Origin of the sequence: Chromohalobacter beijerinckii, assembly GCF_023061185.1 — a bacterium.
Lineage (GTDB): Bacteria > Pseudomonadota > Gammaproteobacteria > Pseudomonadales > Halomonadaceae > Chromohalobacter > Chromohalobacter beijerinckii.
In genome coordinates, this window is record NZ_JAKGAK010000011.1 from 52,541 (window position 1) to 78,525 (window position 25,985).

At 60.0% G+C, this 25,985-nt stretch carries 34 protein-coding genes; 5 read left to right on the top strand and 29 right to left on the bottom strand.

Annotated elements, in window-relative coordinates:
* The first annotated feature begins 149 nt into the window (after positions 1-149).
* Both fabA and fabB read left to right on the top strand, forming a co-directional pair.
* Positions 150-665, top strand: coding sequence for a 3-hydroxyacyl-[acyl-carrier-protein] dehydratase FabA (gene fabA / locus L1075_RS09905; RefSeq protein WP_040239351.1), 516 nt, complete (start codon positions 150-152; stop codon positions 663-665).
* A 13-nt stretch (positions 666-678) separates the two neighbouring features.
* Complete coding sequence (gene fabB, locus L1075_RS09910; protein ID WP_246894744.1) at positions 679-1,896, top strand: beta-ketoacyl-ACP synthase I; 1,218 nt, start codon at positions 679-681, stop codon at positions 1,894-1,896.
* Positions 1,897-1,998: 102 nt separating this feature from the next.
* On the opposite strand, the gene L1075_RS09915 is transcribed toward fabB, so the two are convergent.
* The 3 genes from L1075_RS09915 to L1075_RS09925 form a co-directional block, all read right to left on the bottom strand.
* Complete coding sequence (locus tag L1075_RS09915) at positions 1,999-2,754, bottom strand: lysophospholipid acyltransferase family protein (protein WP_246894743.1); 756 nt, start codon at positions 2,752-2,754, stop codon at positions 1,999-2,001.
* Positions 2,751-3,623 (bottom strand): sugar nucleotide-binding protein, encoded by an 873-nt coding sequence (locus L1075_RS09920; protein WP_040239358.1) that lies wholly within the window; start codon positions 3,621-3,623, stop codon positions 2,751-2,753. The genes L1075_RS09915 and L1075_RS09920 overlap by 4 nt, the downstream gene beginning before the upstream one ends.
* 174 nt (positions 3,624-3,797) lie before the next feature.
* Positions 3,798-5,645, bottom strand: coding sequence for a putative bifunctional diguanylate cyclase/phosphodiesterase (locus L1075_RS09925; RefSeq protein WP_378111821.1), 1,848 nt, complete (start codon positions 5,643-5,645; stop codon positions 3,798-3,800).
* 286 nt (positions 5,646-5,931) lie between these two features.
* Between L1075_RS09925 and L1075_RS09930 the strand changes: the two genes are divergently transcribed.
* Complete coding sequence (locus tag L1075_RS09930; RefSeq protein ID WP_040239360.1) at positions 5,932-6,726, top strand: 2OG-Fe dioxygenase family protein; 795 nt, start codon at positions 5,932-5,934, stop codon at positions 6,724-6,726.
* A 156-nt stretch (positions 6,727-6,882) separates the two neighbouring features.
* Here the strand turns inward: L1075_RS09930 and hmpA are convergent, their stop codons facing one another.
* The gene (hmpA, locus tag L1075_RS09935) at positions 6,883-8,064 is read right to left on the bottom strand and encodes an NO-inducible flavohemoprotein (protein WP_040239361.1); all 1,182 of its coding nucleotides are present in this window, start codon (positions 8,062-8,064) and stop codon (positions 6,883-6,885) included.
* A 251-nt stretch (positions 8,065-8,315) separates the two neighbouring features.
* Here hmpA and norR point away from each other — a divergent pair, with 251 nt between their 5' ends.
* Positions 8,316-9,884 carry a nitric oxide reductase transcriptional regulator NorR gene (norR, locus tag L1075_RS09940; protein ID WP_040239363.1) on the top strand — a complete coding sequence of 523 codons (1,569 nt, stop codon included), beginning with the start codon at positions 8,316-8,318 and terminating at the stop codon, positions 9,882-9,884.
* A 91-nt stretch (positions 9,885-9,975) separates the two neighbouring features.
* Here the strand turns inward: norR and ssb are convergent, their stop codons facing one another.
* Both ssb and L1075_RS09950 read right to left on the bottom strand, forming a co-directional pair.
* Positions 9,976-10,515: a single-stranded DNA-binding protein gene (gene ssb, locus L1075_RS09945; protein WP_040239365.1), complete on the bottom strand. Its 540-nt coding sequence runs from the start codon at positions 10,513-10,515 to the stop codon at positions 9,976-9,978.
* Positions 10,516-10,548: 33 nt separating this feature from the next.
* A complete protein-coding gene (locus L1075_RS09950; protein WP_040239366.1) occupies positions 10,549-11,931 on the bottom strand; it encodes an MFS transporter in 1,383 nt (460 codons plus the stop codon).
* Between the two features lie 244 nt (positions 11,932-12,175).
* Between L1075_RS09950 and uvrA the strand changes: the two genes are divergently transcribed.
* On the top strand, positions 12,176-15,046 hold the full coding sequence (uvrA, locus tag L1075_RS09955) for an excinuclease ABC subunit UvrA (RefSeq protein ID WP_178999547.1): 2,871 nt from the start codon (positions 12,176-12,178) through the stop codon (positions 15,044-15,046).
* Positions 15,047-15,133: 87 nt separating this feature from the next.
* Here the strand turns inward: uvrA and rplQ are convergent, their stop codons facing one another.
* The 23 genes from rplQ to rpsS all read right to left on the bottom strand — a co-directional run bounded on the left by rplQ (position 15,134) and on the right by rpsS (position 25,968).
* On the bottom strand, positions 15,134-15,517 hold the full coding sequence (gene rplQ, locus L1075_RS09960; protein ID WP_178999548.1) for a 50S ribosomal protein L17: 384 nt from the start codon (positions 15,515-15,517) through the stop codon (positions 15,134-15,136).
* A 39-nt stretch (positions 15,518-15,556) separates the two neighbouring features.
* Positions 15,557-16,555: a DNA-directed RNA polymerase subunit alpha gene (locus L1075_RS09965; protein WP_040239374.1), complete on the bottom strand. Its 999-nt coding sequence runs from the start codon at positions 16,553-16,555 to the stop codon at positions 15,557-15,559.
* Between the two features lie 91 nt (positions 16,556-16,646).
* Entirely contained in the window at positions 16,647-17,267 is a 621-nt protein-coding gene (gene rpsD / locus L1075_RS09970) for a 30S ribosomal protein S4 (RefSeq protein ID WP_040239375.1), read from the bottom strand.
* Positions 17,268-17,279: 12 nt separating this feature from the next.
* Positions 17,280-17,666, bottom strand: a complete 387-nt coding sequence (gene rpsK, locus L1075_RS09975; protein ID WP_011505752.1) for a 30S ribosomal protein S11 — start codon at positions 17,664-17,666, stop codon at positions 17,280-17,282.
* A 39-nt stretch (positions 17,667-17,705) separates the two neighbouring features.
* The gene (rpsM, locus tag L1075_RS09980) at positions 17,706-18,062 is read right to left on the bottom strand and encodes a 30S ribosomal protein S13 (RefSeq protein WP_075369408.1); all 357 of its coding nucleotides are present in this window, start codon (positions 18,060-18,062) and stop codon (positions 17,706-17,708) included.
* A gap of 122 nt (positions 18,063-18,184) precedes the next feature.
* On the bottom strand, positions 18,185-18,298 hold the full coding sequence (gene rpmJ / locus L1075_RS09985; RefSeq protein ID WP_075369409.1) for a 50S ribosomal protein L36: 114 nt from the start codon (positions 18,296-18,298) through the stop codon (positions 18,185-18,187).
* 31 nt (positions 18,299-18,329) lie between these two features.
* A complete protein-coding gene (gene secY, locus L1075_RS09990) occupies positions 18,330-19,661 on the bottom strand; it encodes a preprotein translocase subunit SecY (protein ID WP_075369410.1) in 1,332 nt (443 codons plus the stop codon).
* Positions 19,661-20,095 carry a 50S ribosomal protein L15 gene (gene rplO, locus L1075_RS09995; RefSeq protein ID WP_075369411.1) on the bottom strand — a complete coding sequence of 145 codons (435 nt, stop codon included), beginning with the start codon at positions 20,093-20,095 and terminating at the stop codon, positions 19,661-19,663. The genes secY and rplO overlap by 1 nt, the downstream gene beginning before the upstream one ends.
* 3 nt (positions 20,096-20,098) lie before the next feature.
* Positions 20,099-20,284, bottom strand: coding sequence for a 50S ribosomal protein L30 (gene rpmD, locus L1075_RS10000; RefSeq protein WP_040239387.1), 186 nt, complete (start codon positions 20,282-20,284; stop codon positions 20,099-20,101).
* Positions 20,285-20,290: 6 nt separating this feature from the next.
* Positions 20,291-20,791 (bottom strand): 30S ribosomal protein S5, encoded by a 501-nt coding sequence (gene rpsE, locus L1075_RS10005; protein WP_040239388.1) that lies wholly within the window; start codon positions 20,789-20,791, stop codon positions 20,291-20,293.
* An 11-nt stretch (positions 20,792-20,802) separates the two neighbouring features.
* A complete protein-coding gene (gene rplR / locus L1075_RS10010; protein WP_040239390.1) occupies positions 20,803-21,153 on the bottom strand; it encodes a 50S ribosomal protein L18 in 351 nt (116 codons plus the stop codon).
* A 9-nt stretch (positions 21,154-21,162) separates the two neighbouring features.
* On the bottom strand, positions 21,163-21,693 hold the full coding sequence (gene rplF / locus L1075_RS10015; protein WP_075369412.1) for a 50S ribosomal protein L6: 531 nt from the start codon (positions 21,691-21,693) through the stop codon (positions 21,163-21,165).
* Between the two features lie 9 nt (positions 21,694-21,702).
* Entirely contained in the window at positions 21,703-22,095 is a 393-nt protein-coding gene (gene rpsH / locus L1075_RS10020) for a 30S ribosomal protein S8 (RefSeq protein WP_040239394.1), read from the bottom strand.
* A 28-nt stretch (positions 22,096-22,123) separates the two neighbouring features.
* Positions 22,124-22,429 (bottom strand): 30S ribosomal protein S14, encoded by a 306-nt coding sequence (rpsN, locus tag L1075_RS10025; protein WP_040239397.1) that lies wholly within the window; start codon positions 22,427-22,429, stop codon positions 22,124-22,126.
* A 10-nt stretch (positions 22,430-22,439) separates the two neighbouring features.
* On the bottom strand, positions 22,440-22,979 hold the full coding sequence (rplE, locus tag L1075_RS10030) for a 50S ribosomal protein L5 (protein ID WP_246894739.1): 540 nt from the start codon (positions 22,977-22,979) through the stop codon (positions 22,440-22,442).
* An 18-nt stretch (positions 22,980-22,997) separates the two neighbouring features.
* On the bottom strand, positions 22,998-23,312 hold the full coding sequence (gene rplX, locus L1075_RS10035) for a 50S ribosomal protein L24 (RefSeq protein ID WP_040239402.1): 315 nt from the start codon (positions 23,310-23,312) through the stop codon (positions 22,998-23,000).
* Between the two features lie 14 nt (positions 23,313-23,326).
* Complete coding sequence (gene rplN / locus L1075_RS10040) at positions 23,327-23,698, bottom strand: 50S ribosomal protein L14 (protein WP_040239405.1); 372 nt, start codon at positions 23,696-23,698, stop codon at positions 23,327-23,329.
* A gap of 51 nt (positions 23,699-23,749) precedes the next feature.
* Complete coding sequence (rpsQ, locus tag L1075_RS10045; protein ID WP_040239407.1) at positions 23,750-24,010, bottom strand: 30S ribosomal protein S17; 261 nt, start codon at positions 24,008-24,010, stop codon at positions 23,750-23,752.
* A 1-nt stretch (position 24,011) separates the two neighbouring features.
* Positions 24,012-24,203, bottom strand: coding sequence for a 50S ribosomal protein L29 (rpmC, locus tag L1075_RS10050; protein ID WP_011505737.1), 192 nt, complete (start codon positions 24,201-24,203; stop codon positions 24,012-24,014).
* Entirely contained in the window at positions 24,203-24,616 is a 414-nt protein-coding gene (gene rplP, locus L1075_RS10055; protein WP_011505736.1) for a 50S ribosomal protein L16, read from the bottom strand. The genes rpmC and rplP overlap by 1 nt, the downstream gene beginning before the upstream one ends.
* Positions 24,617-24,631: 15 nt before the next feature.
* Positions 24,632-25,330, bottom strand: a complete 699-nt coding sequence (gene rpsC, locus L1075_RS10060; protein ID WP_040239410.1) for a 30S ribosomal protein S3 — start codon at positions 25,328-25,330, stop codon at positions 24,632-24,634.
* An 11-nt stretch (positions 25,331-25,341) separates the two neighbouring features.
* Positions 25,342-25,674 (bottom strand): 50S ribosomal protein L22, encoded by a 333-nt coding sequence (rplV, locus tag L1075_RS10065; protein WP_040239413.1) that lies wholly within the window; start codon positions 25,672-25,674, stop codon positions 25,342-25,344.
* Positions 25,675-25,692: 18 nt separating this feature from the next.
* Positions 25,693-25,968, bottom strand: a complete 276-nt coding sequence (gene rpsS / locus L1075_RS10070) for a 30S ribosomal protein S19 (protein WP_011505733.1) — start codon at positions 25,966-25,968, stop codon at positions 25,693-25,695.
* Positions 25,969-25,985: the final 17 nt, after the last annotated feature.

The window sequence follows — 25,985 nt, forward strand, 5'->3', positions numbered from 1 at the left end:
GCGACCGGCGCAACCCGCACCCATCCGCGGATTGCACCCATAACGCGCGCCCGGTAGGCTAGCCCAGCGTGCATTCATTCGGCACTGCCAGTAGACTAAGGTGTTCGTGCTCTGCGACGCACCACAATTTCGACTCTCGGAAAGACTCAGTGACCAAGCAACATTCTTTCAGCTACGAAGAACTGCTGGCATGCAGCCAGGGCGAGCTTTTCGGCCCGGGCAACGCCCAGCTGCCGGCCCCCAACATGCTGATGCTCGACCGCATCACGCAGATTCAGGAGGGCGGAGGCGAGTACGACAAGGGCGAACTCATCGCCGAACTGGATATCCACCCCGACCTGTGGTTCTTCGACTGCCACTTCCCCGGCGACCCGGTCATGCCTGGCTGTCTAGGCCTAGATGCAATGTGGCAACTGGTGGGCTTCTACCTCGGTTGGCTGGGACATCCTGGCCGCGGACGCGCCCTGGGCTGCGGCGAGGTCAAGTTCTCGGGCCAGATAATGCCGAACGCCGAGAAGGTCACCTACCGGATCAACCTCAAGCGGATTATTACCCGGCGGTTGATACTGGGGATTGCCGACGGCACCGTTTCGGTCGACGGTCGCGATATCTATCAGGCCAACGATTTGCGCGTTGGCTTGTTTACCTCCACCGCGAATTTCTGATCAGGAGGCTTCCATGCGACGAGTGGTAGTCACCGGCCAAGGCATCGTGTCTTGCCTCGGCAATGACCAGCACCAGGTACTGGACGCGCTACGCAGCGGGCGCTCGGGTATTCGTTACAAAGATGAATACGCCGAACGTGGCTTCCGCAGCCACGTGGCCGGTGCCATCGATATCGATCTCGATACCTTAATCGACCGTAAGCTGCGTCGCTTCATGGGTGATGCCGCGGCATTCGCCTATGTCTCGATGGAACAGGCGATCCGTGATGCCGGCCTCGACGAAAGCGATATCTCCAACGAGCGTACCGGCCTGATCGCTGGCTCCGGCGGCGCGTCCAGCGCCAACCAGGTCGAAGCCGCCGACGTCCTGCGCGAGAAGGGGCTGCGTCGTGTCGGCCCCTACCGGGTCACGCGGACCATGGGCAGCACGGTCTCCGCCTGCCTCGCCACGCCGTTCAAGATCAAGGGCGTCAACTACTCCATCTCCTCGGCCTGCGCGACCTCGGCCCACTGCATCGGCAGTGCCGTCGAGCAGATCCAGCTCGGCAAGCAGGACGTAGTCTTTGCCGGTGGCGGCGAAGAGGAACATTGGACGCTGTCCTGCCTGTTCGATGCCATGGGCGCACTCTCGACTAGCTATAACGACGCCCCCGAAACCGCCTCGCGTCCCTATGACGCCTCGCGCGATGGCTTCATCATCGCTGGCGGTGGCGGCATGCTAGTGCTCGAAGAGTTGGAACACGCCAAGGCGCGTGGCGCCAAGATCTATGCCGAAATCGTCGGCTATGGCGCTACCTCCGATGGCTACGACATGGTCGCACCCTCCGGCGAAGGCGCCGCGCGCTGCATGCGGCAAGCCATGGCGAACGTGGACGGTCCGATCGACTATATCAACACCCATGGCACCTCCACCCCGGTGGGCGACATCGCCGAGCTCAAGGCAGTTCGCGAGGTGTTCGGCGACACCACGCCGGCGATGAGCTCCACTAAGTCGCTGACGGGGCATTCGCTGGGCGCCACCGGCGTGCAGGAGACCATCTACTCGCTGTTGATGATGGAGCATGCCTTCATCGCCGCCTCGGCTAACATCAGCGAGCTAGACGATGCTGCCCAGGGCTTCGATATCGTCGAGCAACGTCGCGACGATGTTGCCATCGAGCGCGTGCTGTCCAATAGCTTCGGGTTCGGCGGCACCAACGCCTGCCTGGTGCTGCAGCGCTACCGGGACTGATCCACGACCTCAGCGCCGTGCATTCCCCGGTAACACGAAAAAGGGGCGCCTCTCACGAGGCGCCCCTTTTTGAGTGCTGGTACACCTTCCGTCGGCAGAGGCTCAGGCTGGTACCTTGGTGGGCTCGCCCTCGGCCTCGGGACGCGGCACCGCGGAGATCTCGCGAAGCTGCGCCTCGATCCAATGCTCGACCTCGGCCAATACCTCGTTGGTGGAACGCCCCTGCGTGGCAATCGGCTCGCCGACCACCACATGCAAGTCTCCAGGCTTCTTGACCCAATGTCGTCCCGGCCAGTGTTCGCCGGCATTGTGGGCCACGGGCAACACCGGTACACCAGAGCGGCAAGCAATCACCACTCCACTCTTGTTGTAGCGACGCCGCTGCCCCGGCGCCACCCGCGTACCCTCGGGAAAGATCAGCACCGACAACCCCTCGGCCAAGCGCTGCGTGCCCTGCTCGAGCACCATGCGCATGGCCCGCGACGGACGCGAGCGATCCAGCGCGATGGGTTTGATCAAACGCAGTCCCCAGCCGAAGACCGGCATATTGAGCAACTCACGCTTGAGTACCGTGCATACCGGCACCTTAAGCAGCTGCAGGAACAGGGTTTCCCACTCGCTCTGATGATTGGCGAGCACCACGCAGGGACCCTCAGGCACGTTATCGCGCCCACTGACGTGATAACGCACCCCGCAAGACACGGCAAACCAGCTCACGATGAAGCGGTTATACAGATTCAGCAGCCGAAAACGCGAAAACAACGGCAAGAACGGTGCGGTCGGTAACAACACCAAGCCGCTGATCAGCAGCGCCAAAAAGTAGCCGGTATAAAATACGATACTGCGTAACACCTTCACGTCGCCGACTCCTTGTCATGCAGCAGGCACCAGTCATCCAACATGCGGCTCAGCTCGAGCCGCCAGGGCTTCTGGTGGATACCGAAAACGTCCAATACGCGGCGACAATTCAGGACACGCCGTAAGGGATGGTCGTGATGATGATGCAAGGCGTGCAATGTCCCTAATGTGGCGTCACGCTCCTGCCGCTCGAGATGCGTGGTGAGGTAGGTGCGTACGACGGAAGCGAACGTATATGGGCTGATCGGCTCGGTACCTGCCAGATGATAGGCGCCCCAAGCGTCGGCGCCACACCCTTGCTGCTGCATCATGCCGATCAACGCCATGGCCACCGCATCGACCGAAGTCGGGCACAGGATGATGTCTTCCGCGGCGCGCACTTCGTCACCCGCCAGCAGCGTGTCGAGTAACTCGGGTAACCAAGCATGCGCGCCGCCGAGCGCGAACAGCGGCCCCAGCCGTACGATGAGATGTCTCGGCAGACACTCACGCACCCGGTCGCCGGTGGCAATCAAGCGCTTCAGACTGTCATCGCGTGGCGCCGGGATGACATGCTCGTCGAGCGGCCCGTCGCCCCCATCCTCATAGAGTTCATCGGATACGCACCAGATCAACGGCACATCGTATTCCCGACACAGCGCGAGATTGGCGTCGACCGCCTCGACATGGGCCATGACCTCAGCGGGCGCCAGACGTGACGGCGCCGATAACGGTGGCACCACCAGCGCATCGGGCCGGGCTTCGGCCAAGGCCTCCGCCGAGACCTGTGTCTCCTCGACGATGGTCAATTGGGTATCGCGACGTCGATTGGCCTCACGCGCCAGCGCCAGGCTCAAGCAATGTCCTGCATCCGCCAGCAGCAGCTTCACGGCCTCTCCTTTCGCATACTCGTCTCCTCGATTCGTCGTCCACCTCGTCGACAGGGGCACATATTCGCCCATCGCCGTATTGTCTGTCATCCTCCGTGCCGCCGACAGGCCGCACAAGGAGACACACCGGGGTCGTACGCAAGACTGGCATTCTACGCCATGCAGGCGGCGGACTCAGCCCGAACCGCTGGGATGCCCAGTGACCAGGCTGCCCAGCACACGCTCCATTTCCAGAGCGGGCATGGGACGGAAGAAATAGAACCCTTGGACCAAATCGCAGCGCATCTCCCTGACCAGCGCGAGCTGCTCACGATTTTCGACCCCCTCGGCCACGACTTCCAGACCCAGGCGGTGGCCGATGAAGATCGCAGCCTCCATGATCGCGCGATCCTTGGGCTGATCCGGGGCATCCCGCACGAAGGCACGATCGATCTTGAGTGCCGTGACCGGGAAGTGTTTGAGATAACTCAGCGACGAGTAGCCGGTGCCGAAATCATCGATGGCGATGCGAAAGCCCAGGTCATGTAGCCGGCGTAACCCCTCCAGGATATGGTCGTCGGCCTCGATGAGCACATTCTCGGTGAGTTCCAGCCCTATGTCCCGAGGACCCAGGCCATGGCGCGCCAGGCAATCCTCGAAGCGCTGGAAGACATCGGGCCGACTCATCTGTCGACCGGAGAAGTTGATATCGATGCGCCCGATTGCCAGCCCGGCATCCCGCCACAGCACACGCTGCTGACAGGCAGTTTCCATGACCCAGTCACTAAGACGATGGATCAAGTCGGAGCGTTCGGCGAGGGGAATGAACTCGGCCGGTGAGACCGGTGGACCATCCGCCGGCTGCCAGCGCAGCAATGCCTCGAGATTCTCGATACGCCCGCTCGCGGCAGACACCTGAGGCTGGTAATGCAGCGAGAGCTCTCCGCTATCCAGAGCCTTCGCCAGCCGATCGACAAGGCGGTGCTGGTAGAGCAGTTGGTCATGGAGCTGCTGGTCGAAGAACCATACGCTACCGCGACCATCCAGCTTGGCCCGGTTCTTGGCCACGTCAGCGTTACGGATCAGCTCGCTGGCCGTTTTGCCGTTGTCCGGATAGAGGCTGATCCCCAGACAGGCCGTCACCTGATGCCGAGAACCATCCAACAGAAAAGGAGAGTGAAGAACCTCTTGAACCTTGTGAACCAGCTGCAAGAGCATTTCCTTGCGCTGACACATCGGGAAGGCGATGACGAATTCATCGCCGGAGAGCCGCGACATGATGTCTGACGCTTCCGTCACTCGATGCAGCCGCCGGGCCAACTCGACCAACAGCCGATCACCCTGTTCATAGCTTAGGGCGTCATTGATCGCCACGAAGTCGTCGATATCCAGATAGACCAGCATCATCCCGGCACTCTGTCGGCGACAATCGACGATGGCCTCGTCCAGCTGCACCTCGAACGTCTGGCGATTGGGCAGACGCGTCAGGGCATCGAAACGCGTGGCAAAATCCAGCTCGCGATACGCCCGCTTCTGAGCCGAGAGATCCACGTCGACACAGAACATCAGGGGATTCTCGGTGTGTTCGCCAAGCATCACGTGATGAGAGAAGACCGAAACCGGCTCCCCACTCTTGTGCTGAAGCTCGAGCTCTTCCGCCGGGATGTTGACCCCTTCTCTCACCCAAGCCCGATGCGCCTGAATCACAGATTCACGCATGGACTCCGGGATAATCAGCTCTTCCAGCGATTGGCCCTGCGCCTCCGCGGCGCCATAACCGTAGAGCCGGGTGCTGGCCTCGTTCCAGTAGATCACACGGCGCTCGCGATCATAGCCCTGGACCGCCACTCTGGGCAGGCTCTCCAGTAGAGCTCGGAAGCGCTGTTCGCTCTCCAGATACTGACGGCGCAAGAGCTCAATATCGTCCTGAACACTATCGCTTTGAGCCTCTGACCATCTCGCCCTGAGCTGTTGCCACCGACGCGCTAGTTTATGACACCGCAAGATTAGCCAGCGTCGAAAAACGACATCGTAACCGCCCATCCACTTTTCCATCATCGAAAGATGCTGTTGCCTGCATCATGAAACCAGATGACGCCCTCGCACTATCTCGCTCACTTCATACTCAAGGCATACGCAGGAATTCATCTAAACGTCAGCCCGACTCAGCCTGGCGTTGTCATCTGGCGTCACGAACCGTGATCAAAATCAACGTAATACAACAATCTTTATACCTTTTTTGATATTTCGCTGCAGATATTCTCCTTTCCGAAGGTTGCCCGGACGATATCGGGCAATCTCGCCCCATATATCAATGGAGAAGATCTCAATGAAACTCGACACCCTCAAGCGTGGCTTCAATTCCAGCACCATACCCTCCGATCCGCTCGCCGACTACTGGTCGCCGACGATTCACCAAGCCCTGAACCAGCAGGACTGGAGCAAAACCGAGGTGCGTTCCCGAGTAGACCTCAAGGCTTGGCAGGCATTCACCGCCGACTTGCCCCGGGACCCCTATGTCAATCGTCGCTGGAAACGTATGTCCTGGCTGACGCTGGATGAACGTGACGACGTCGTCGATATGGGCCATTGCCCCATGGCTCAGGGCGGCACCTTTAATGATGCGGAGAGCATGGCAGACCGCCTGCGCTACTATGAGCCGCTGACGCCGGCGTTCATGGCCCGACCGGACGTGAAGGCCTTCGTGCGTGCCTGGGCGCGGCTCTGGGACCTGAAACCCAACGAACCTATCCTGATGCAGATAACCGGCGTTCGTGGAGAAGGCATGATCGATCCCCTGCAGGGACAGGGGATTCATGCCGACGGATGCAAGGCGCTGAGCATCCTGGTGTTAAGTCGCCACAATGTCGGCGGGGGCGATAACCACCTGTATGCCGACAAGGCGGGCACTTTCCCCGTGGCCGACACGACCCTCGCCCCGGGCGATATCCTCCACCTGCGTGATGACCGTCTCTTTCATAGCGTGGACGGTATCCACCAGGAAGATGCCGGCGCGCCCTTCGAGCGCTTCATCATCATCATCAACAGCCGCTTCGTGGATCCGTTTCAGAACCAAATCCTGCGTCGGCACTTTCCCGAGGCGGTGCTCAACGAGACCCGCTAAGATTCACCGCAAATCCCAAACGGGTCGGCGCCGGAGTTCGTCTCCGGCGCCTCTTCCCTAGATAAAAGCGCCAGTCAGGCGCTGCATGTCATGCCTGGCGCACAACGCAAAACGCCACGCCGAATGGCGTGGCGCTTCGGTCATCGACACGGCGTCTCAGGCGACGCGTGCCAACGACTCGGCAGGCCCGAAGAATTCATGATGGCGCCGGCTGGCCGCGACGCCGAGCGTTTCCAGCGCCACATCGACGCAGCGCATGAAGTCCGCCGGCCCCACCGTATAGTACTGCGCGTCACGCGGGGCGTAGTCCGCCAGCAGCGCGGCATCCACACGGCCAACGTGATCAGGGGAGTCCTCCGGGCGCGGTTGCGAATAGACGGTGACCACTTGCAGCAACGCCGGAAACGCCTTGCGTAACTCCTCCAGCTCGTCGGCAAACGCACGCACCGCACCGTCGCGTGCCGCATGCAGGTAGACGACCCGGCGTCCTTCCTCGAGCGCCTGCCGTGCCAGCGGCAGCATCGGTGTCTGCCCCACGCCACCACTGATCAGCATCACCGGCGTGTCGCCTGCGGCCAGGGTCAAATGCCCCGCCGGCGGTAGCAGCTCCAGGGTGTCGCCCACCGCCAGGCGGTCATGAAAATGGCGACTGACCTGGCCACCCTCCTCGCGCTTGATGGAGATCCGATAGGTCCGACCATTGGGCGCCGCCGAGAGGCTGTAGTGGCGATGCACGGTGTCGCCGTCGATGGCCAGTTTGAGGCCAATATACTGTCCCGGGCGATGCTCAGCGACCGCACCGCCATCTACCGGCGCCAGCTCGAAGGAAGTGATGACGGCGCTCTCGGGATGCTTGGCGACAATGCGGAACTCACGGGTGCCGTCCCAACCACCAGGCTGGGTGGCGAAGTCGTGATAGCGACGTGCCTCCTTCTCGATCAGCAGCCCCGCCAGTTCCTCATAAAGCGCGCTCCAGGCATCGGCGACCTCCTCCGTTACTGCCTCGCCCAGTTCCTCGCCGATCGCCACCATCAGACATTCGCCGACGATGGGATAGTGCTCGGGACGAATGCCCAGCGAGACGTGCTTGTCGACGATGATACCCAGCACATCGTCGAGACGTTCAGGCTCGTGCCGCAGTTGTACATAGGCAACGACGGCGCCCGCCAGCGCGCGAGGCTGTCCGCCGCTTTGCTGGTGCGCGGCGTTGAACAACGTCTTCACCTCGGGATAACGCGCAAACATCAACGGGTAAAAGCGCTTGGCGATGGCTTCGATGTGTTCGGCAACCACCGGTGTAGTGGCGGCGATTACGGACTCCTGGGCGGATGTCAGCATGATGTCTCCTCGCGATAGGCGTTCAAGTGTGTGCCCCTGCTATCGCAATCGGAGTGCCAACTCGGCTCATTTAGCCGTGTCCGCGACATTGTGCCACGCCAGTGCCTGTCGAGACCGCGTGGTTGCCGCGTTGCAGAAACTTCAGGGCGCAGCCCAGTAGACGACGAGCACTTGCCCTCGGCGTAATGACTGTCAAAATAACACCCACATCGCATGTCACTATGACAATTTGCTCGAAAGAGAATGTCCAAATGACAGTCTTCTTGCACACCCTGCGCGACCTACTCGCCGATCTCAGCGTCGGGCGTGGCAGCGATGCTCTGCCCGAGCGCTGGGCAAAGCTGCTCGCCGCGCTGGTCGGCGATTATCCCGCCGATGCCAGCACGTTGATGGTCGCTCACGACGACGGCCTGCAGCCCGTGGCCGTGCTAGGCCTAGACGACGAAGTCCGCGGACGCCGCTTTAGCCTGACCGCGCACCCGCGTCTAGCCGCAATCGCCGCGCATCCCGGCGTGTGCCGCTTCCCGCTCGATTCGCCGTTGCCCGATCCCTTCGATGGTCTGCTCGACGACACCTTGAGCCATGTGCATGACTGCATGGGCGTGGCCCTGCGCGATGGCGACCGACTGCTCGGCATGCTGACGCTGGATGCCCTGACGCCGGGTTGCCTGACCACCGTCGATGATGACGAACTGTTGGCCGCGGCGGGCCTGTTGGCGACCTGCCTGCGTCTCGCACAGCAGCTCAGCGATACCCGTTCGCGCCTCAATCAGGCACTCGACCAGCACTTCACCGATCAGGACGCACCGCGTCACAGCACGCCCGATTGGCAGAGTCCTGCCATGCGGCGGTTGGAGGAAAGCCTCGCCCTGGTGGCGCCCACCGACATGAGCGTGCTGTTGCATGGCGAGACCGGGGTCGGCAAGGAGCGTATCGCCCGCCGCGTGCATGCGCTTTCCGCACGTCGCGAGGGGCCACTAGTACGCGTCAATTGCGCGGCCCTGCCCGAGTCGCTGATTGAAAGTGAACTCTTCGGCCATCGGCGCGGCGCGTTTTCCGGGGCCGTCCGCGATCATCGCGGCCATTTCGCCATGGCCCACGACGGCACGCTGATGCTCGACGAAATCGGTGAACTACCGTTGGCCATGCAGCCCAAGCTACTGCGCGTGCTGCAGGAAGGCGAGATTCAGCCGCTGGGAAGCGAAACCCCGCAGCGCGTCAACGTGCGCCTGGTCGCGGTCACCAATCGCGACCTGAGCCAGGAGGTCGCCGCCGGGCGCTTCCGCGAAGACCTCTACCACCGTCTGAGCGTCTTCCCCTTGCAGGTCCCGCCCCTGCGGGAGCGTCGCGAGGATGTGCCGCTGCTGGCCGGTGGCTTCCTGGAGGACAACCGCATTCGCCTGGGGCTCGCCAATCTGCGCCTCGACCTCGCGGCCGAACACGCCCTACTGTCCTGGCCGTGGCCAGGGAACATCCGCGAACTGGAGCATACCCTGGGACGTGCCGCGCTACGTGCCTTCGGAGACCAGTCTCCTGCAGGGCAGGACGCGCGTCGCAATGCCGTAGTCCGCATCGCCGCGCATCACTTGGAACTGCCGACAACGCCCGCCGACGACACCACTTCTTCCGAACCCACAGTACCCGAAACGCACCCCGCGCCCCCCGTGCCGCTACGCGAAGCCGTCGAGGACTTCCAGCGCCGGCATATCGCCCACGCACTGGAGGTACACGATGGCAACTGGGCCGCTACCGCGCGAACCTTGGGAACGGATAGCGGCAATCTGCACCGTCTGGGTAAACGCCTGGGGCTTAAACCTTAAGCATTACCGACTGGGCTGACCCCTTTACCTATAAAGCCCCGAATGTCGGGGCTTTATAGGTTACACATCACGCTTCCATCTTCGGCAAACGTCAGAACGGAATCTCGTCGTCGAAATCATCGAAGTTGCCGGGATTGGGAGCACCGTAATTACCTTGCTGGCCACCCTGCTGGGGCGGTTGTTGCTGAGGTGCCTGCTGCTGCGGGGGCGGACCGCCTTGTGGCTGGCCGTAGCCACCGCCCTGCTGAGGCGCATTTTGCGAGGGTTGCGCATAGTCGCCGCCACCCTGGCCACTGCGCGAATCGAGCATCTGCATGTCGTTGGCGACAATCTCGGTGGAATACCGATCCTGCCCGTCCTGACCCTGCCACTTACGCGTCTGTAGGCGACCCTCGATATAGATACGCGAGCCTTTCTTCACGTACTGCTGGGCGATTTCCGCCAGCTTATTGAACATCACCACCGTATGCCATTCGGTACGCTCCTGGCGCTGACCGCTCTGACGGTCGGTCCAGGTATCGGTGGTCGCGATGCGTAGATTGCACACCGGATTACCGGAAGGTAGAAAGCGGACTTCCGGGTCCTGACCGAGATTGCCGATCAGGATGACCTTGTTCACGCCGCGCGCCATGTGAGTCTCCTTGAAATAGTTCCGCGCCCGTTATCAGGCGCTCTTGTGATCTCGCTCGGACCCGAGGACGCGTTCTAGCGCCTCGGCATCCAGCCGCTGACGGTCAACCTTGAGGTAGGCGACACGCTCGTCGGGCACCACCATGACATCTTCGACGCCAGCCACGGCGGCGAATCGCTCCATCAGTGTATCCATCGTGCCCATCGAGCGCTCGTCCAGGGCGACGATCTCGCTCGAGAGGTGGCGGGGTGCCGGCATCTTCCAGACAATCGCCAACCATACCGCACCCAACAACGTCGCGCCCAGAAAGACCGCGTCCAGACCGAAGTGCTGGGAGAGGAAGCCGCCCGCCGTTCCGCCCAGGAAGGCACCCAGAAACTGGCTGGTGGAGTACACGCCCATCGCCGTGCCCTTGGCGCCCGCCGGGGCCAGCTTGCTGATCATCGACGGCAGCGTGGCTTCCAACAAGTTGAAAGCCACGAAGAATCCCCAGAGCAGCGAGAACAACGCCCAACGCCCATCGGAAAACTCCACCAGCCCCGCCAGACATAGCGTCAGCCATGCCACGGCACCGATGAAGATCGGTTTCATCTTGCGGTACTTTTCGGCCACGATCACCAACGGCACCATGGCCACGAAGGCCAGCGCCATGATCGGCAGATACACCCAGCCATGGTGCGCCGGCGCAATGCCCAACGCTTCCAGACGAAACGGCACGGCCACGAAGCAGGCCGTCAGGATGGCGTGCAGGGCGAAGATCGAGAAATCCAGGCGCAGCAGATCACGCCGCGCCAGCATCGCGCGGAGTTGAGTGCGGTCGAGCCCGACATCGCGATGCGACACCAAACGCGGTGCACGCGGCACTAGGCGCCACAGCACCAGCATCCCCACCGCCGCGAGTGCGGCCGTGAACCAGAACACACCGGCCAAGCCGAAAGGATCGGCGACCAAGGGGCCCACGACCATCGCCACGCCAAACGCGATGCCTATCGACAGCCCGATGGTCGCCATCGCCGCCGTACGCACTTCTTCGCGGGTCTGATCGGCCAGCAGCGCCATGATCGCCCCGGCGACCGCGCCGCTGCCTTGCAGGCAGCGCCCGACAATCACCCAGCCGATCGAAGTCGCCTGGGCGGCGACAACGCTACCTAGCAGAAACAACAAGAGTCCAATGCTGATGATGAGCTTGCGGCCGAACCGATCCGACAGCAGCCCAAAGGGAATTTGTAGAATCGCCTGTGTCAGGCCGTAACCACCCAGCGCCATTCCCACCAGCAAGGGAGTCGCACCATCCAGGTCCCCGGCATACAGCGCCAGGACCGGCAGTACCATGAAAAGCCCGAGCATGCGCGTCGCATATAAGCTGGCGAGGCCGAAAATGGCACGCCGCTCGGTGTGAAGCAATGATGAAGACATGATTGAGTCGCGTCGTTGAAGAGAAGAAACGTTCGATACCGAAACCGGCCCGCGAGGCCTTGCCGCAGGGGCCGTGACGAACCAACACCTCGGCGTCTCGCACGCGCGCAGACGCCGACCAAGCGCATTTTACCGACTGCCTGCCTGCCAAGGAAAGGACGCGCTTTGCTCGGACTCCACTGCACCCTCTATAATCGATCCTTTGACCGCGCCACCGCCACGGCGCAACCGGCACGAGGTGGGCATGGACAGAATTCTGGTCAGGGGTGCACGCACCCACAATTTGCAGAACATCGACGTCGAACTACCGCGCAACAAGCTGATCGTCGTTACCGGTTTGTCCGGTTCCGGCAAGTCATCGTTGGCCTTCGACACCCTCTACGCCGAGGGACAGCGCCGCTATGTGGAATCCCTCTCCACCTATGCCCGCCAATTCCTGTCGATGATGGAAAAGCCCGATGTCGACCACATCGAAGGGCTCTCGCCAGCGATTTCCATCGAGCAGAAATCGACGTCCCACAACCCGCGCTCGACGGTCGGCACGATCACCGAGATTCACGATTACCTGCGCCTGCTCTATGCCCGCGCGGGAACGCCACGCTGCCCCGATCACGACATCGATCTCGAAGCACAAACCGTCTCGCAAATGGTCGATCAAGCCTTGGCGCTGCCCGAAGGCAGCAAGTTGATGCTACTGGCACCGGTCATTAGTGGTCGCAAGGGCGAGCACCAGCAACTACTGGCCGAGCTGCGCTCCCAGGGCTACGTCCGTGCCATGGTCGACGGTCAGGCCGTGGAACTCGACGAGCTTGGTCCGCTCGACAAGAACAAGAAGCACGACATCAGCGTGGTGGTTGATCGTATCAAGGTACGCGATGGGCTAGCCCTGCGTCTGGCCGAGTCGTTCGAAACCGCACTCGGCCTGTCCGACGGCATCGCCATCCTTCACGATATGGATGGCGTACGCGACGATATCGTCTTTTCGGCACGCTTCGCGTGCCCGGTGTGCGGCTACTCGATCGCCGAGCTCGAACCGCGGCTGTTCTCGTTCAACAATCCCGCCGGGGCTTGCCCAACCTGTGACGGCCTCGGGGTACGCCAGTATTTCGATCCGCACAAGCTGATCAGCCATCCCGAGCTGTCGCTAGCCGAAGGCGCCATCAAGGGCTGGGATCGGCGTAGCGTGTATTACTTCAACCAGTTGCAGGCGGTCGCCCAGCATTATCGCTTCGCGCTGGAAACGCCCTGGCAGGATCTTGCCCGGCATGAGCGTGATGTCATTTTGCACGGCAGTGGGCAGGACCAGATCGCCTTCAGCTACGTCAACGACCGGGGGCGCAAGGTCACACGCGAACATGCCTTCGAGGGCGTCCTACCCAACATGGAACGGCGTTACCGCGAAACCGAGTCGAGCATGGTGCGAGAAGACCTCGCCAAACACCTGGCGGTACAGCCCTGCCCGTCCTGCCAAGGAACACGGCTGCGCAAGGAAGCCCGCCATGTTTATATCGACGGGCGTCCACTTCCCGAGATTTCACGACTGCCCATCGGCGAGGCCTGGCATTACTTCGCGGCGCTGGAACTGCCTGGACGCAAGGGTGAAATCGCCGTCAAGATCGTCCACGAGATCCATTCGCGCCTGGAGTTCCTAGTCAATGTAGGGCTCGACTACCTAACCCTAGAGCGCAGCGCCGACACACTCTCCGGCGGAGAGGCTCAGCGCATTCGCCTGGCCAGCCAGATCGGCGCAGGCCTGGTCGGCGTCATGTACATCCTCGATGAACCCTCGATCGGCCTGCATCAACGCGACAACGACCGGCTGCTTCAGACGCTCGAACGCCTGCGCGATCTCGGCAATACGGTCATCGTCGTCGAACACGACGAGGAGGCGATACGCGCGGCGGATCATGTCCTCGATATCGGCCCCGGCGCCGGGGTGCATGGCGGCCGTATCGTCGCGCAGGGGACCCCCGAGCAAGTCACCGAATGCGAAGCCTCGCTGACCGGCCAATACCTATCGGATAAACGCCGCATCGAGATCCCACCATATCGCATCCCCGGCAATCCAGAGAAAATGCTGCACCTCACCGGTGCCAACGGCAATAATCTGCAGAACGTTACGCTCGACTTGCCTCTGGGCCTTTTCGTGTGCGTGACGGGGGTGTCCGGCTCGGGCAAGTCGACGCTGATCAATTCGACGCTAATGCCCGTCGCCACGCGCGAGCTCAATCGCGCCACGAGCCTCACGCCCGCACCTTACAAGCGCATCCAAGGGCTAGAGTTGCTCGACAAGGTCATCGACATCGATCAGAGCCCGATCGGACGGACGCCGCGCTCCAACCCGGCCACCTATACCGGCATTTTCACACCGATCCGAGAGCTCTTCGCGGGCACCCAAGAGGCACGCTCGCGCGGCTACAAACCTGGGCGATTCAGCTTCAACGTCAAGGGCGGACGCTGCGAAGCCTGCCAGGGCGAGGGGCTGATCAAGGTCGAGATGCACTTTTTGCCCGACATCTACGTGCCCTGCGACGTCTGCAAGGGCAAGCGCTATAACCGCGAAACTCTGGAGATTCAGTATAAGGGCAAGAATATCCATGAGGTGCTAGAAATGACCATCGAGGAGGCATTGGAGTTCTTCTCACCGGTCCCGGCGCTTGCCCGGCGCTTGCAGACACTGATGGACGTCGGCCTGTCGTACGTGCGCTTGGGGCAAAGCGCAACCACCCTTTCCGGCGGGGAGGCGCAGCGCGTCAAGCTCGCCCGCGAGCTAGCTAAACGCGATACTGGCAAGACGCTCTATATTCTCGACGAACCCACTACCGGTCTGCACTTCGAAGATATCCGGCAATTACTGGGTGTCCTGCATCGCTTGCGCGATCATGGCAACACCATCGTGGTCATCGAGCACAATCTCGACGTAATCAAGACCGCCGACTGGGTTATCGACCTTGGCCCGGAGGGCGGTTCCGGCGGGGGACGCATCATCGCCGAGGGTACACCAGAGCAAGTCGCCAAGATGGACGTTTCGCACACCGGGCGTTTCCTCGAGCCGATCCTAGCCAAGCGCACAACTGCCAAGGCAACGCGCGAAGCGAGTACTGCCGAAACCTGATCGAAATATCGGCTATCAACAACGCATAAAAAAGCCGGCCCCGAGGGGCCGGCTTTATTGTGCCGAGATGGCGAAGCCTGACGAAGATTACTCCTCGGCGGCTTCCTCTACGATCGGACGGTCGACCAACTCAACATAAGCCATCGGCGCATTGTCACCAGTACGGAAACCGCACTTGAGAATACGCACATAGCCGCCCGGGCGCTCGACATAACGTGGGCCCAGCTCATTGAAGAGCTTACCGACCGTTTCTTTGGAACGGGTGCGGTTGAAGGCCAGCCGGCGGTTGGCGACGCTGTCCTGCTTGGCCAGGGTGATCAGCGGCTCGACGTGACGACGCAACTCCTTGGCCTTGGGCAGGGTAGTCTTGATGACTTCGTGCTCGACTAGCGACACACACATGTTCTTGAACATGGCATGGCGATGCGAGCTCGTACGATTGAGATGACGACCACTCTTACGATGACGCATGGTTGAAATTCCTTACCAAACTGGGACTCGAGTCGGCGCTCACGCAGAGGCCTTGTCGTCCTTCAGGCTCGCCGGCGGCCAGTTTTCCAGCCGCATGCCGAGGGAAAGACCGCGCGCTGCCAGAACGTCCTTGATCTCATTCAAGGATTTCTTGCCGAGGTTCGGGGTCTTCAACAGCTCTACTTCGGTACGCTGAATCAGATCACCGATATAATAGATATTCTCGGCTTTCAAGCAGTTGGCGCTGCGAACGGTCAACTCGAGATCGTCTACGGGGCGCAGTAGAATCGGATCGATCTGATCCTCTTCTTCTTCGACTTCCTGTTCCTTGTCGGCTTCGAGGTCGACGAACGCGCCCAGCTGCTCTTGCAGGATGGTCGCGCTGCGGCGAATCGCCTCTTCCGGATCCAAGGTGCCGTCGGTTTCCAAGTCGATAATCAGCTTATCGAGATCGGTACGCTGTTCGACACGCGCGGCTTCCACGGAGTAAGACACACGACGCACCGGGCTGAAAGTCGCATCCAGTTGGAGGCGACCGATCGCGCGCGATTCGTCTTCCTCGGAAGCACGGGTATCCGCTGGCTCATAGCCACGACCGCGAACTACCTTGAGCTCCATTTTCAGCTCACCGCTGTCGTTGAGGTGCGCGATAACGTGATCCGGGTTGATGACGTCGACATCATGATCGACGGCGATATCGCCCGCGGTCACCACACTCGGGCCCTGCTTGCTCAGCGTCAGAACCACTTCGTCACGGCCATGCATCTTGATGGCGACGTCCTTGAGGTTCAGGAGAATTTCGATGACGTCCTCTTGGACGCCCTCGATGGCGCTGTACTCGTGTAGAACGCCTTCAATCTCCGCTTCCACAATGGCGCAACCGGGCATGGAAGACAGCAGGATGCGACGCAGAGCATTCCCCAGGGTATGGCCGAAACCACGCTCGAACGGCTCGAGCACGATCTTCGCATGATTCGCGTTGATCTCTTCGACCTTGATGTCGCGAGGACGGAGAAACTCTGTCACTGAACGCTGCATAAGAACACCTTTCAGGCTGCCAAACGGATACTCGGTACTCGAAACCAGGCCCTGGCATGGGGCCTGGCGGCATCACGCAGTGGCTGCATGATTACTTCGAGTACAGCTCGACGATCAGGTTTTCGTTGATGTCGGCAGACAGGTCGCCGCGTTCCGGGACAGCCTTGAAAGTGCCTTCCATCTTCTTGGAGTCGACGTCGATCCAAGTCACATCGCCACGGTTGGCGGCGATGCCCAGGGCGTTTTGAATACGCGCCTGGTTCTTGGACTTTTCACGAACGGACACCACGTCACCCGGCTTGACCTGATAGGAAGCCACGTTGACGCTACGGCCATTCACGGCGATTGCCTTGTGGCTGACCAACTGACGCGCTTCTGAGCGCGTGGAGCCGAAGCCCATACGGTAGACGACATTGTCCAGTCGGGATTCGAGAAGCTGCAACAACAACTCACCAGTCGCGCCCTTGAGGCGAGCCGCTTCCTTGTAGTAGTTGCGGAACTGCTTCTCGAGTACGCCATACATGCGACGTACTTTCTGCTTCTCACGAAGCTGCAAGCCGTAGTCGGAAAGACGCTGACGGCGCTGGCCGTGGACACCCGGGATTTGCTCGGATTTGCACTTTTTCTCGAAGGGAGTAACACCGCTCTTCAAAAAGAGGTCGGTGCCTTCACGACGAGACAGTTTGCACTTCGGTCCAATATAACGTGCCATGAATCTGTCTCCTTAAACGCGGCGTTTCTTCGGCGGACGGCAGCCGTTATGGGGAACGGGCGTCGCGTCGGTAATGCTCTGCACGCGGAAACCCGCAGCATTGAGCGCACGCACGGCGGATTCACGGCCGGGACCGGGTCCCTTGACCAGCACGTCGACGTTTTTCACACCATACTCGGCTGCAGCAGTCGCTGCACGTTCGCTTGCTACTTGAGCAGCGAACGGGGTGCTCTTACGAGAACCACGAAAACCCGAACCACCGGCAGTCGCCCAAGAAAGGGCGTTGCCCTGGCGGTCTGTGATCGTCACGATCGTGTTGTTAAAAGAGGCATGGATGTGGGCAACCGCATCCACTACCTGCTTTTTCACCTTTTTACGGTTACTACGCGGGTTAGCCATGTTGATGTCTATTCCTGTCTTAACGCCAGAACGTGCGTTTTATTTGCGAATCGGCTTACGCGGTCCCTTACGGGTACGCGCATTGGTCTTGGTACGCTGACCACGCAGCGGAAGACCACGACGATGACGCAGACCACGATAGCAACCCAAGTCCATGAGACGCTTGATGTTAAGCGTCGTATCACGGCGAAGATCGCCTTCAACGGTATACTTGCCGACTTCGTTACGCAGGACATCCACCTCTTCGGCGGACAGCTCCTGCACTTTCGTCGTCGGCGCGATGCCGGTAGCGACGCAGATTTCCTGCGCACGCGTACGGCCAATCCCGAAGATGTAGGTCAGCGAGATCGCCGCATGCTTGTTGTCCGGGATATTGACGCCTGCAATACGGGCCATCAGCTTACTCCGAATGTTGAGCGGCTTGCTCGTTTAGTCGTCTATAAGGGCGCAATAGCATACCCCTTTGCCTCCTAAGAGACAAGGGGTATGCCTACGCCCGCTTTTAAGTCAGCGCAGGATCAACCCTGGCGCTGCTTATGCCGCGGTTCGCTACAGATGACACGAATCGCGCCATTGCGCCGAATGATCTTGCAGTTACGGCACATTTTCTTGACGGAAGCTCGAACTTTCATCGTTCTCTCCAAAAAACCTAGCGGGGCTCGTTTAACGCAGGATACCGCCGCTGCCATAGCCTTTCAGGTTGGACTTCTTCATCACCGATTCATATTGATTCGACATCAGATGCGACTGCACCTGGGCCATGAAGTCCATGACCACCACCACCACGATGAGCAAGGAAGTACCGCCAAAGTAGAAAGGCACTTGCCATGCCACCACGAGGAACTGAGGCATCAGGGAAACTGCGGTGATGTACAAGGCGCCGAAAAGCGTCAGACGCGTCATGACCTTATCGACATAGCGGGACGTTTGCTCGCCCGGACGAATCCCCGGTAGAAACGCTCCCGACTTCTTCAGGTTGTCGGCGACATCCTTGGGATTGAAGACCAACGCCGTGTAAAAGAAGCAGAAGAATAGCACCGCCGCCGCGAAAAGCAAGATGTACAGCGGCTGCCCCGGCCCCATCGCCTGGGAAACCGTCTGCAGCCAGGCCATGTTCTGCCCATCACCGATCCACTGACCAATCGAGGCTGGGAACAGCAAGATACTGGAGGCAAAGATCGGCGGAATGACACCGGCCATGTTGACCTTCAGCGGCAGATAGCTGCTCTGCCCGGCATACATCTTGTTGCCTACCTGACGACGCGGATAATTCACCTTGATCCGTCGCTGGCCACGCTCGATGAAGACCACGAATGCAACGGTCGCGATCCCCAGGACTGCCAACGACAGCAACGGCAAGATATTCCAGGCCCCATCGTTTCGCGCCAGCTCGAAAGACTGGCCGATAGCGCTCGGAAGACCCGCCACGATACCCGCGAAGATGATAAGGGAAATGCCGTTACCAATACCTTTTTCGGTGATCTGCTCTCCCAGCCACATCAGGAACACGGCACCCGCGACAAACGTCACGATCGCTGTGAAGTAGAAGCTGAGATCGCCGCTATAGGCGACGCCCTGTCCGACCAGACCGACTGCCATGCCGGTCGCTTGGATCAATGCCAGCAGCACCGTACCGTAGCGCGTGTACTGGTTGATCTTGCGCCGGCCAGCCTCACCTTCCTTCTTCAGCTGTTCCAGCTGAGGCGAGACCGCCGTCAGGAGCTGCATGATGATCGACGCGGAGATATACGGCATGATCCCCAGCGCAAAAATACTCATGCGCGACAACGCACCACCCGAAAACATGTTGAACATGCCCAGGATGGTGCCCTGATTTTCCCTGAACAAGGCAGCAAGCTGGTCAGGATTGATGCCAGGCACCGGAATATGGGCACCGATACGGTACACCACGATGGCGATGAACACGAAACGCAAACGCGCCCAAAGTTCACTCAGACCACTTCCACTGGCCGGCATGTTTCCTGACTTAGCCATTAGTCCTCTACCTTGCCACCGGCAGCTTCGATCGCGCCACGGGCACCCTTGGTGACCTTGAGACCACGAACCGTGACTGCTTTGTTCAGTTCACCGGAGAGAATCACCTTCGCGTACTTGGTATTATCCTTGAGTACGTTGGCTTTCTTAAGGCTATCCAGATCGACGATATCACCATCGATCTTCGCCAACTCCGCCACGCGCACCTCTTCGGATGCCAGCGACTTGATGGACGTGAAACCGTATTTCGGCAGACGACGCTGCAATGGCATCTGACCGCCTTCGAAACCGGGCTTCACGGACCCACCGGAGCGTGACTTCTGGCCTTTGTGGCCGCGGCCACCGGTCTTTCCCAGACCGGAGCCGATGCCACGACCGACGCGCTTCTCGGCGTGCTTCGAGCCCAGTGCTGGGCTCAGACTATTGAGTTTCATGGATTACTCTCCCTCAACACGCACAAGGTAATTAACCTTGTTGACCATACCGCGTACGGCGGGGGTGTCTTCCAGCTCAACCGTGTGACCGATGCGGCGCAGCCCTAAGCCACGAATAGTGGCCTTGTGCTTTTCCAGAATGCCGATGGTACTACGAGTCTGGGTAACCTTGATCGTTGCTGCTGCCATGATGCCTTACCCCGCGAGCTCTTCGACGGACATACCACGCTTAGCGGCAATATCCTCCGGAGACTGCATGGCGGCGAGACCTTTGATAGTCGCGCGCACCACGTTCACCGGGTTGGTAGAACCGTAACACTTGGCGAGAACGTCATGGACGCCTGCCAGTTCGAGTACGGAGCGCATGGCACCGCCAGCAATGATGCCGGTACCTTCAGACGCCGGCTGCATGAACACCTTGGAGGCACCATGACGGGCCTTCGTGGGGTACTGCAGCGTAGAGCCACTGAGACTTACCTTCACCATGTTGCGGCGAGCCTGGTCCATCGCCTTCTGGATCGCGACTGGCACTTCACGTGCTTTGCCGCGGCCGAAGCCGACGCGACCGTTGCCATCGCCAACGACGGTCAGTGCGGTGAAGCCGAAAATACGACCACCTTTCACAACCTTGGCGACGCGGTTTACCTGCACGAGTTTCTCTTGCAGATCGCCGCCCTTCTGTTCGTTATTCGCCATCGTAAAACCCTTTAGAATTCCAGGCCGCCTTCACGAGCGGCATCTGCCAGGGCCTTGATACGACCGTGGTATTTAAACCCGGCACGATCAAAGGCCACCTCGGTGATGCCCGCTTCCTTTGCGCGTTCGGCAATCAGGGCGCCCACCTTGGAGGCGGCGTCCGCATTGCCCGTGGATCCTTCACGCAGGCTCTTATCGAGCGTGGATGCGCTGGCCAGTACTTGGCCACCATCCGGCGAAATGATCTGCGCGTAGATGTGGCGCGGCGTGCGATTGACGCACAAGCGAGACACGCCAAGCTCGCGGATCTTGGCGCGAGCGCGGCGGGCACGACGGAGACGAGATTCTTTCTTCGCGTTCATAACCCTGCCTTACTTCTTCTTGGCTTCTTTGCGGCGGACTTCTTCGTCGCCATACCGAATCCCCTTACCCTTGTAGGGCTCGGGCGGACGGAAGGCACGAATTTCCGCTGCGACCTGGCCGAGCTTCTGCTTGTCCGCGCTTTTCAGCACGATAATGGTGTTCTTCGGCGTTTCAGCCGTCACACCTTCAGGCAGCGTATACTCGACGGGGTGCGAGAAGCCTAATGTCAGGTTGAGTGTGTTGCCGCTTGCTTGCGCGCGGTAACCGACACCGTTGATCTCGAGAGACTTGCTAAAGCCTTCCGAAACGCCGGTAACGAGGTTCTGTACCAGCGCACGGGTGGTTCCGACCATCGCCCAGCTTTTGGCGGACTCGCTCGGATTAAATGTCAGTTGGCCTTCTTCCTGGCCCACAGTGACATCGGAATGCACGGTCATGGAGAGCGTGCCCTGACCGCCCTTGACGGTCAGCTTGTTGGCCTCGAGTTTGACCTCGACGCCACTCGGCAGTTTCACCGGATATTTGGCTACGCGGGACATTCCAAACTCCTAGAATACGGTGCAGATGACTTCACCACCGACACCGGCCTGACGCGCCGCACGATCGGTCATCACGCCCTGAGAAGTGGTGACGATCGCGATGCCCAGACCATCCGCGACTTTCGGCAGCGTGTCCTTGCCCTTGTAAGAGCGCAGGGACGGCTTGGAAAAGCGCTGGATGTGCTCGATGACCGGCTTACCCTCGAAGTACTTGAGAGTAACGGTCAGCTGGGGCTTGGCGCCTTCCGTGACAGTGAAGTCGTGGATATAGCCCTCTTGCTTCAATACGCGAGCCACCTCGACCTTGAGGTTGGAAGACGGCATGGAAACCGTCTCCTTGGTGGCCATCTGCGCATTGCGGATACGGGTAAACATATCCGCCAGAGTATCTTGCATGCTCATTACGTTGCGCTCCTGATTCTCGCGTAGCTTACCAACTGGACTTCTTGAGCCCAGGTACGTCGCCACGCATGGCGGCTTCACGCAGTTTATTGCGGCCCAAGCCGAACTTGTTGTAGAAGCCGTGCGGGCGACCGGTCACGCGGCAGCGATTACGCTGACGCACCGGACTGGAATCGCGCGGCAACTCCTGAAGTTTCAGTTGGGCGTCGAAGCGCTCTTCATCAGAAGCGTTGACGTCATAGATGACGGCCTTGAGCTCGGCACGCTTGGCCGCGTACTTGTCTACCAGCTTCGCGCGCTTGAGCTCACGCTCAATCATGCTTTTCTTTGCCATGATCCCACCCTTATTTCTTGAACGGGAAGTTCAGCGCGCTCAGCAGCGCACGGCCTTCTTCATCGGTGTTGGCAGTAGTGGTGACTGTGACATCCAACCCGCGAATACGATCAATCTTATCATATTCGAGCTCGGGGAAGATGATCTGTTCACGCACACCCATTGAGTAGTTGCCACGACCATCGAAGGACTTGGGGTTCAGACCACGAAAGTCACGAACGCGCGGAATCGCGACGTTCACGAGACGATCGAGGAAATCCCACATCCGTTCGCGACGTAAAGTCACCTTGATACCGATCGGCCAGCCCTCACGGACCTTGAAGCCTGCGATGGACTTGCGTGCCTTGGTCACTACCGGCTTTTGACCGGAGAGTTTCTCCAGGTCGCCGACGGCGTTGTCGATCAGCTTCTTGTCGCTGGTCGCATCGCCGATGCCCATATTAAGGGTCACCTTGGTGATCCGCGGTATCTGCATCACGTTGGCGTAGCTGAACTGCTCTTGGAGCTGAGCTGCCACCTCGTTCTGATAACGTTCTTTCAAGTTCGCCATTTTGCTACCCGACTCGCGTTAGGCGTCGATCTGCTTTTGCGTCGACTTGTAGATACGTACCTTGGTACCGTCTTCCTGAATCTGGAAGCCGACGCGATCCGCCTTACCGGTCTCCTGATTGAAGATGGCCACGTTGGATCCGTGAATCGGGGCCTCACGCTCGACGATACCCCCCTGCTTGCCTTGCATGGGGTTAGGCTTGGTGTGACGTTTAATCATGTTCACACCGGACACGACATAGGACCCATCCAGGACCCGTTTGATCGTGCCGCGCTTGCCCTTGTCCTTGCCGGCAATGACGATTACTTCGTCGTCACGTTTAATCTTTCGCATATCCGCCTCGCTCCTCACAGCACTTCAGGCGCTAGGGAAATGATCTTCATGAACTTCTCGTTGCGAAGCTCACGCGTAACCGGCCCGAAGATACGGGTACCGATCGGCTGCTCGTTGGCGTTTTGCAACAGAACGGCCGCATTTCCATCGAAGCGGATCAGTGAACCGTCTGTACGACGGACACCACTCTTGGTACGTACAACGACGGCCTTGAGAACCTGGCCTTTTTTGACCTTGCCTCGCGGAATCGCTTCCTTGACCGTCACTTTGATGACGTCACCAACACGGGCGTAACGGCGGTGCGACCCGCCCAGCACCTTGATGCATTGCACCCGGCGCGCGCCGCTGTTGTCGGCGACATCCAGCATTGTCTGCGTCTGAATCATCGGTTTTCTCCAAACCTAAACTGACTGCACTGGTGAAAGGCTCTGGCCTGCTCAGCCCTTGGCCTGCTCGACCACCTCGACCAGCGTCCAGGCTTTCAACTTGGAGATCGGACGGCACTCTTCGATAGAGACCGTATCCCCGACCTTCGCCTGATTCGCCTCGTCATGGGCGTGCAGTTTGGTGGAGCGCTTCACGTACTTGTCGTAAATCGGATGCCGGACACGGCGCTCGACCTGAACGACGACGGACTTGTCCATCTTGTCGCTCACGACCTTGCCATTCAGTGTGCGGGCATTATTTTCTTCAGCCATCTCAGTCACCTGCCTTCTCATTGAGCACAGTCTTAACGCGAGCGATATCGCGACGCACCTGCTTGAGCAGATGGGTCTGGCTCAGCTGGCCGGTGGCCTTCTGCATGCGCAGGTTGAACTGCTCCCGGAGGAGCTCGAGCAGCTGCTGCTGAAGCGCTTCGACTGATTTTTCACGAATTTCCTGGGCTTTCATCACATCACCGTCCGTTTCACAAAGGTGGTGGAGACCGGGAACTTCTGGGCGGCCAGGTCAAAAGCCTCACGCGCCAGCTCCTCGGAAACGCCTTCGATCTCGTAGAGCACCTTGCCGGGCTGGATTTGGGCGACCCAATATTCAACGGAGCCCTTACCCTTACCCATACGGACTTCCAGCGGCTTCTCGGTAATCGGCTTATCCGGGAAGACGCGGATCCAGATCTTGCCGCCACGCTTGACGTGACGCGTAATGGCACGACGGCCGGCTTCGATCTGGCGAGCGGTGATACGTCCGCGACCGGTGGCTTTCAGACCGTACTCGCCGAAGCTCACCTTGCTTCCGCGATGCGCGAGACCGCGATTACGGCCTTTCTGCACCTTGCGAAATTTCGTACGCTTGGGTTGTAACATCGATCCACTCTCCCCTTACTTGGAACCTTTCTTCTTGGGCCCCGGTGCCTGAGCTTGTTTCTGCTTGGCACGCACTTCCTCGATGCCGCCGAGGATCTCACCCTTGAAGACCCACACTTTGACGCCGATAACGCCGTAAGTGGTGTGCGCTTCGTAAGTGGCGTAATCGATGTCGGCGCGCAGCGTGTGCAGCGGCACGCGACCTTCGCGATACCATTCGGTACGCGCGATTTCCGCACCACCAAGACGCCCTGACAACTGGATCTTGATGCCACCAGCGCCCAGACGCATGGCGTTCTGCACGGCGCGCTTCATGGCACGACGGAACATCACGCGGCGCTCAAGTTGGCCGCAGACGTTCTGCGCGACGAGCTGTGCGTCGAGCTCGGGCTTGCGTACCTCTTCGATATTGACGTGCACGGGCACGCCCATCATCTCGGAGAGGTCACGACGCAGGCGATCGACATCCTCGCCTTTCTTGCCAATCACGATGCCCGGACGAGCGGTGTGAATGGTGATGCGTGCGTTGTTTGCTGGACGCTCGATGGTGATGTCGCTCACAGAGGCGTTTTTCAAACGCTGCTCCAGGAAACGGCGCACTTCGAGGTCATTATTCAGCTTATCGGCATAAGCACCACGCTCGGCGTACCAGACGGAGCGGTGATCCTTAACGATGCCTAGCCGAATACCTGTCGGATTTACTTTCTGACCCATCTGGTCGACTCCTACTTCTCGGCTACCTTGACGGTGATGTGGCAAGTGCGCTTCAAAATGCGATCCGCACGGCCCTTGGCGCGAGGCTGGATGCGCTTAAGCGTCATGCCCTCATCGACGCAGATGGTCGAGACACGCAGCTCGTCGATGTCCATGCCATTGTTTTCTTCCGCATTCGCGATGGCGGACTGAAGCACTTTCTTGACGATCTTCGCCGCTTTCTTCGGCGAATACGTCAATGTATCCAGTGCTTCGGCGACCGGCTTACCGCGCACCAGGTCAGCCACCAAACGGGCCTTCTGGGCGGATAAACGAGCGCCACGCAGCTTTGCTGTGACTTCCATCTCTCTAACCTCTCTGGCTTACCGTTTGGCTTTCTTGTCCGCCGCATGGCCGCGGTAGGTGCGGGTGGCAGCGAATTCGCCCAGCTTGTGGCCAACCATTTCCTCGGAGACATGCACCGGGACATGTTGACGCCCGTTATGGACTGCAATGGTGAGCCCGACCATATTCGGCAGGATCATGGAGCGACGCGACCAGGTCTTGATCGGTTTGCGGTCGCTCTTCTCCACTGCAGTCTCAACCTTCTTCAGCAGATGAAGGTCAATAAAAGGACCTTTCTTCAGTGAACGTGGCACAGCCGTTACCTCTTAAT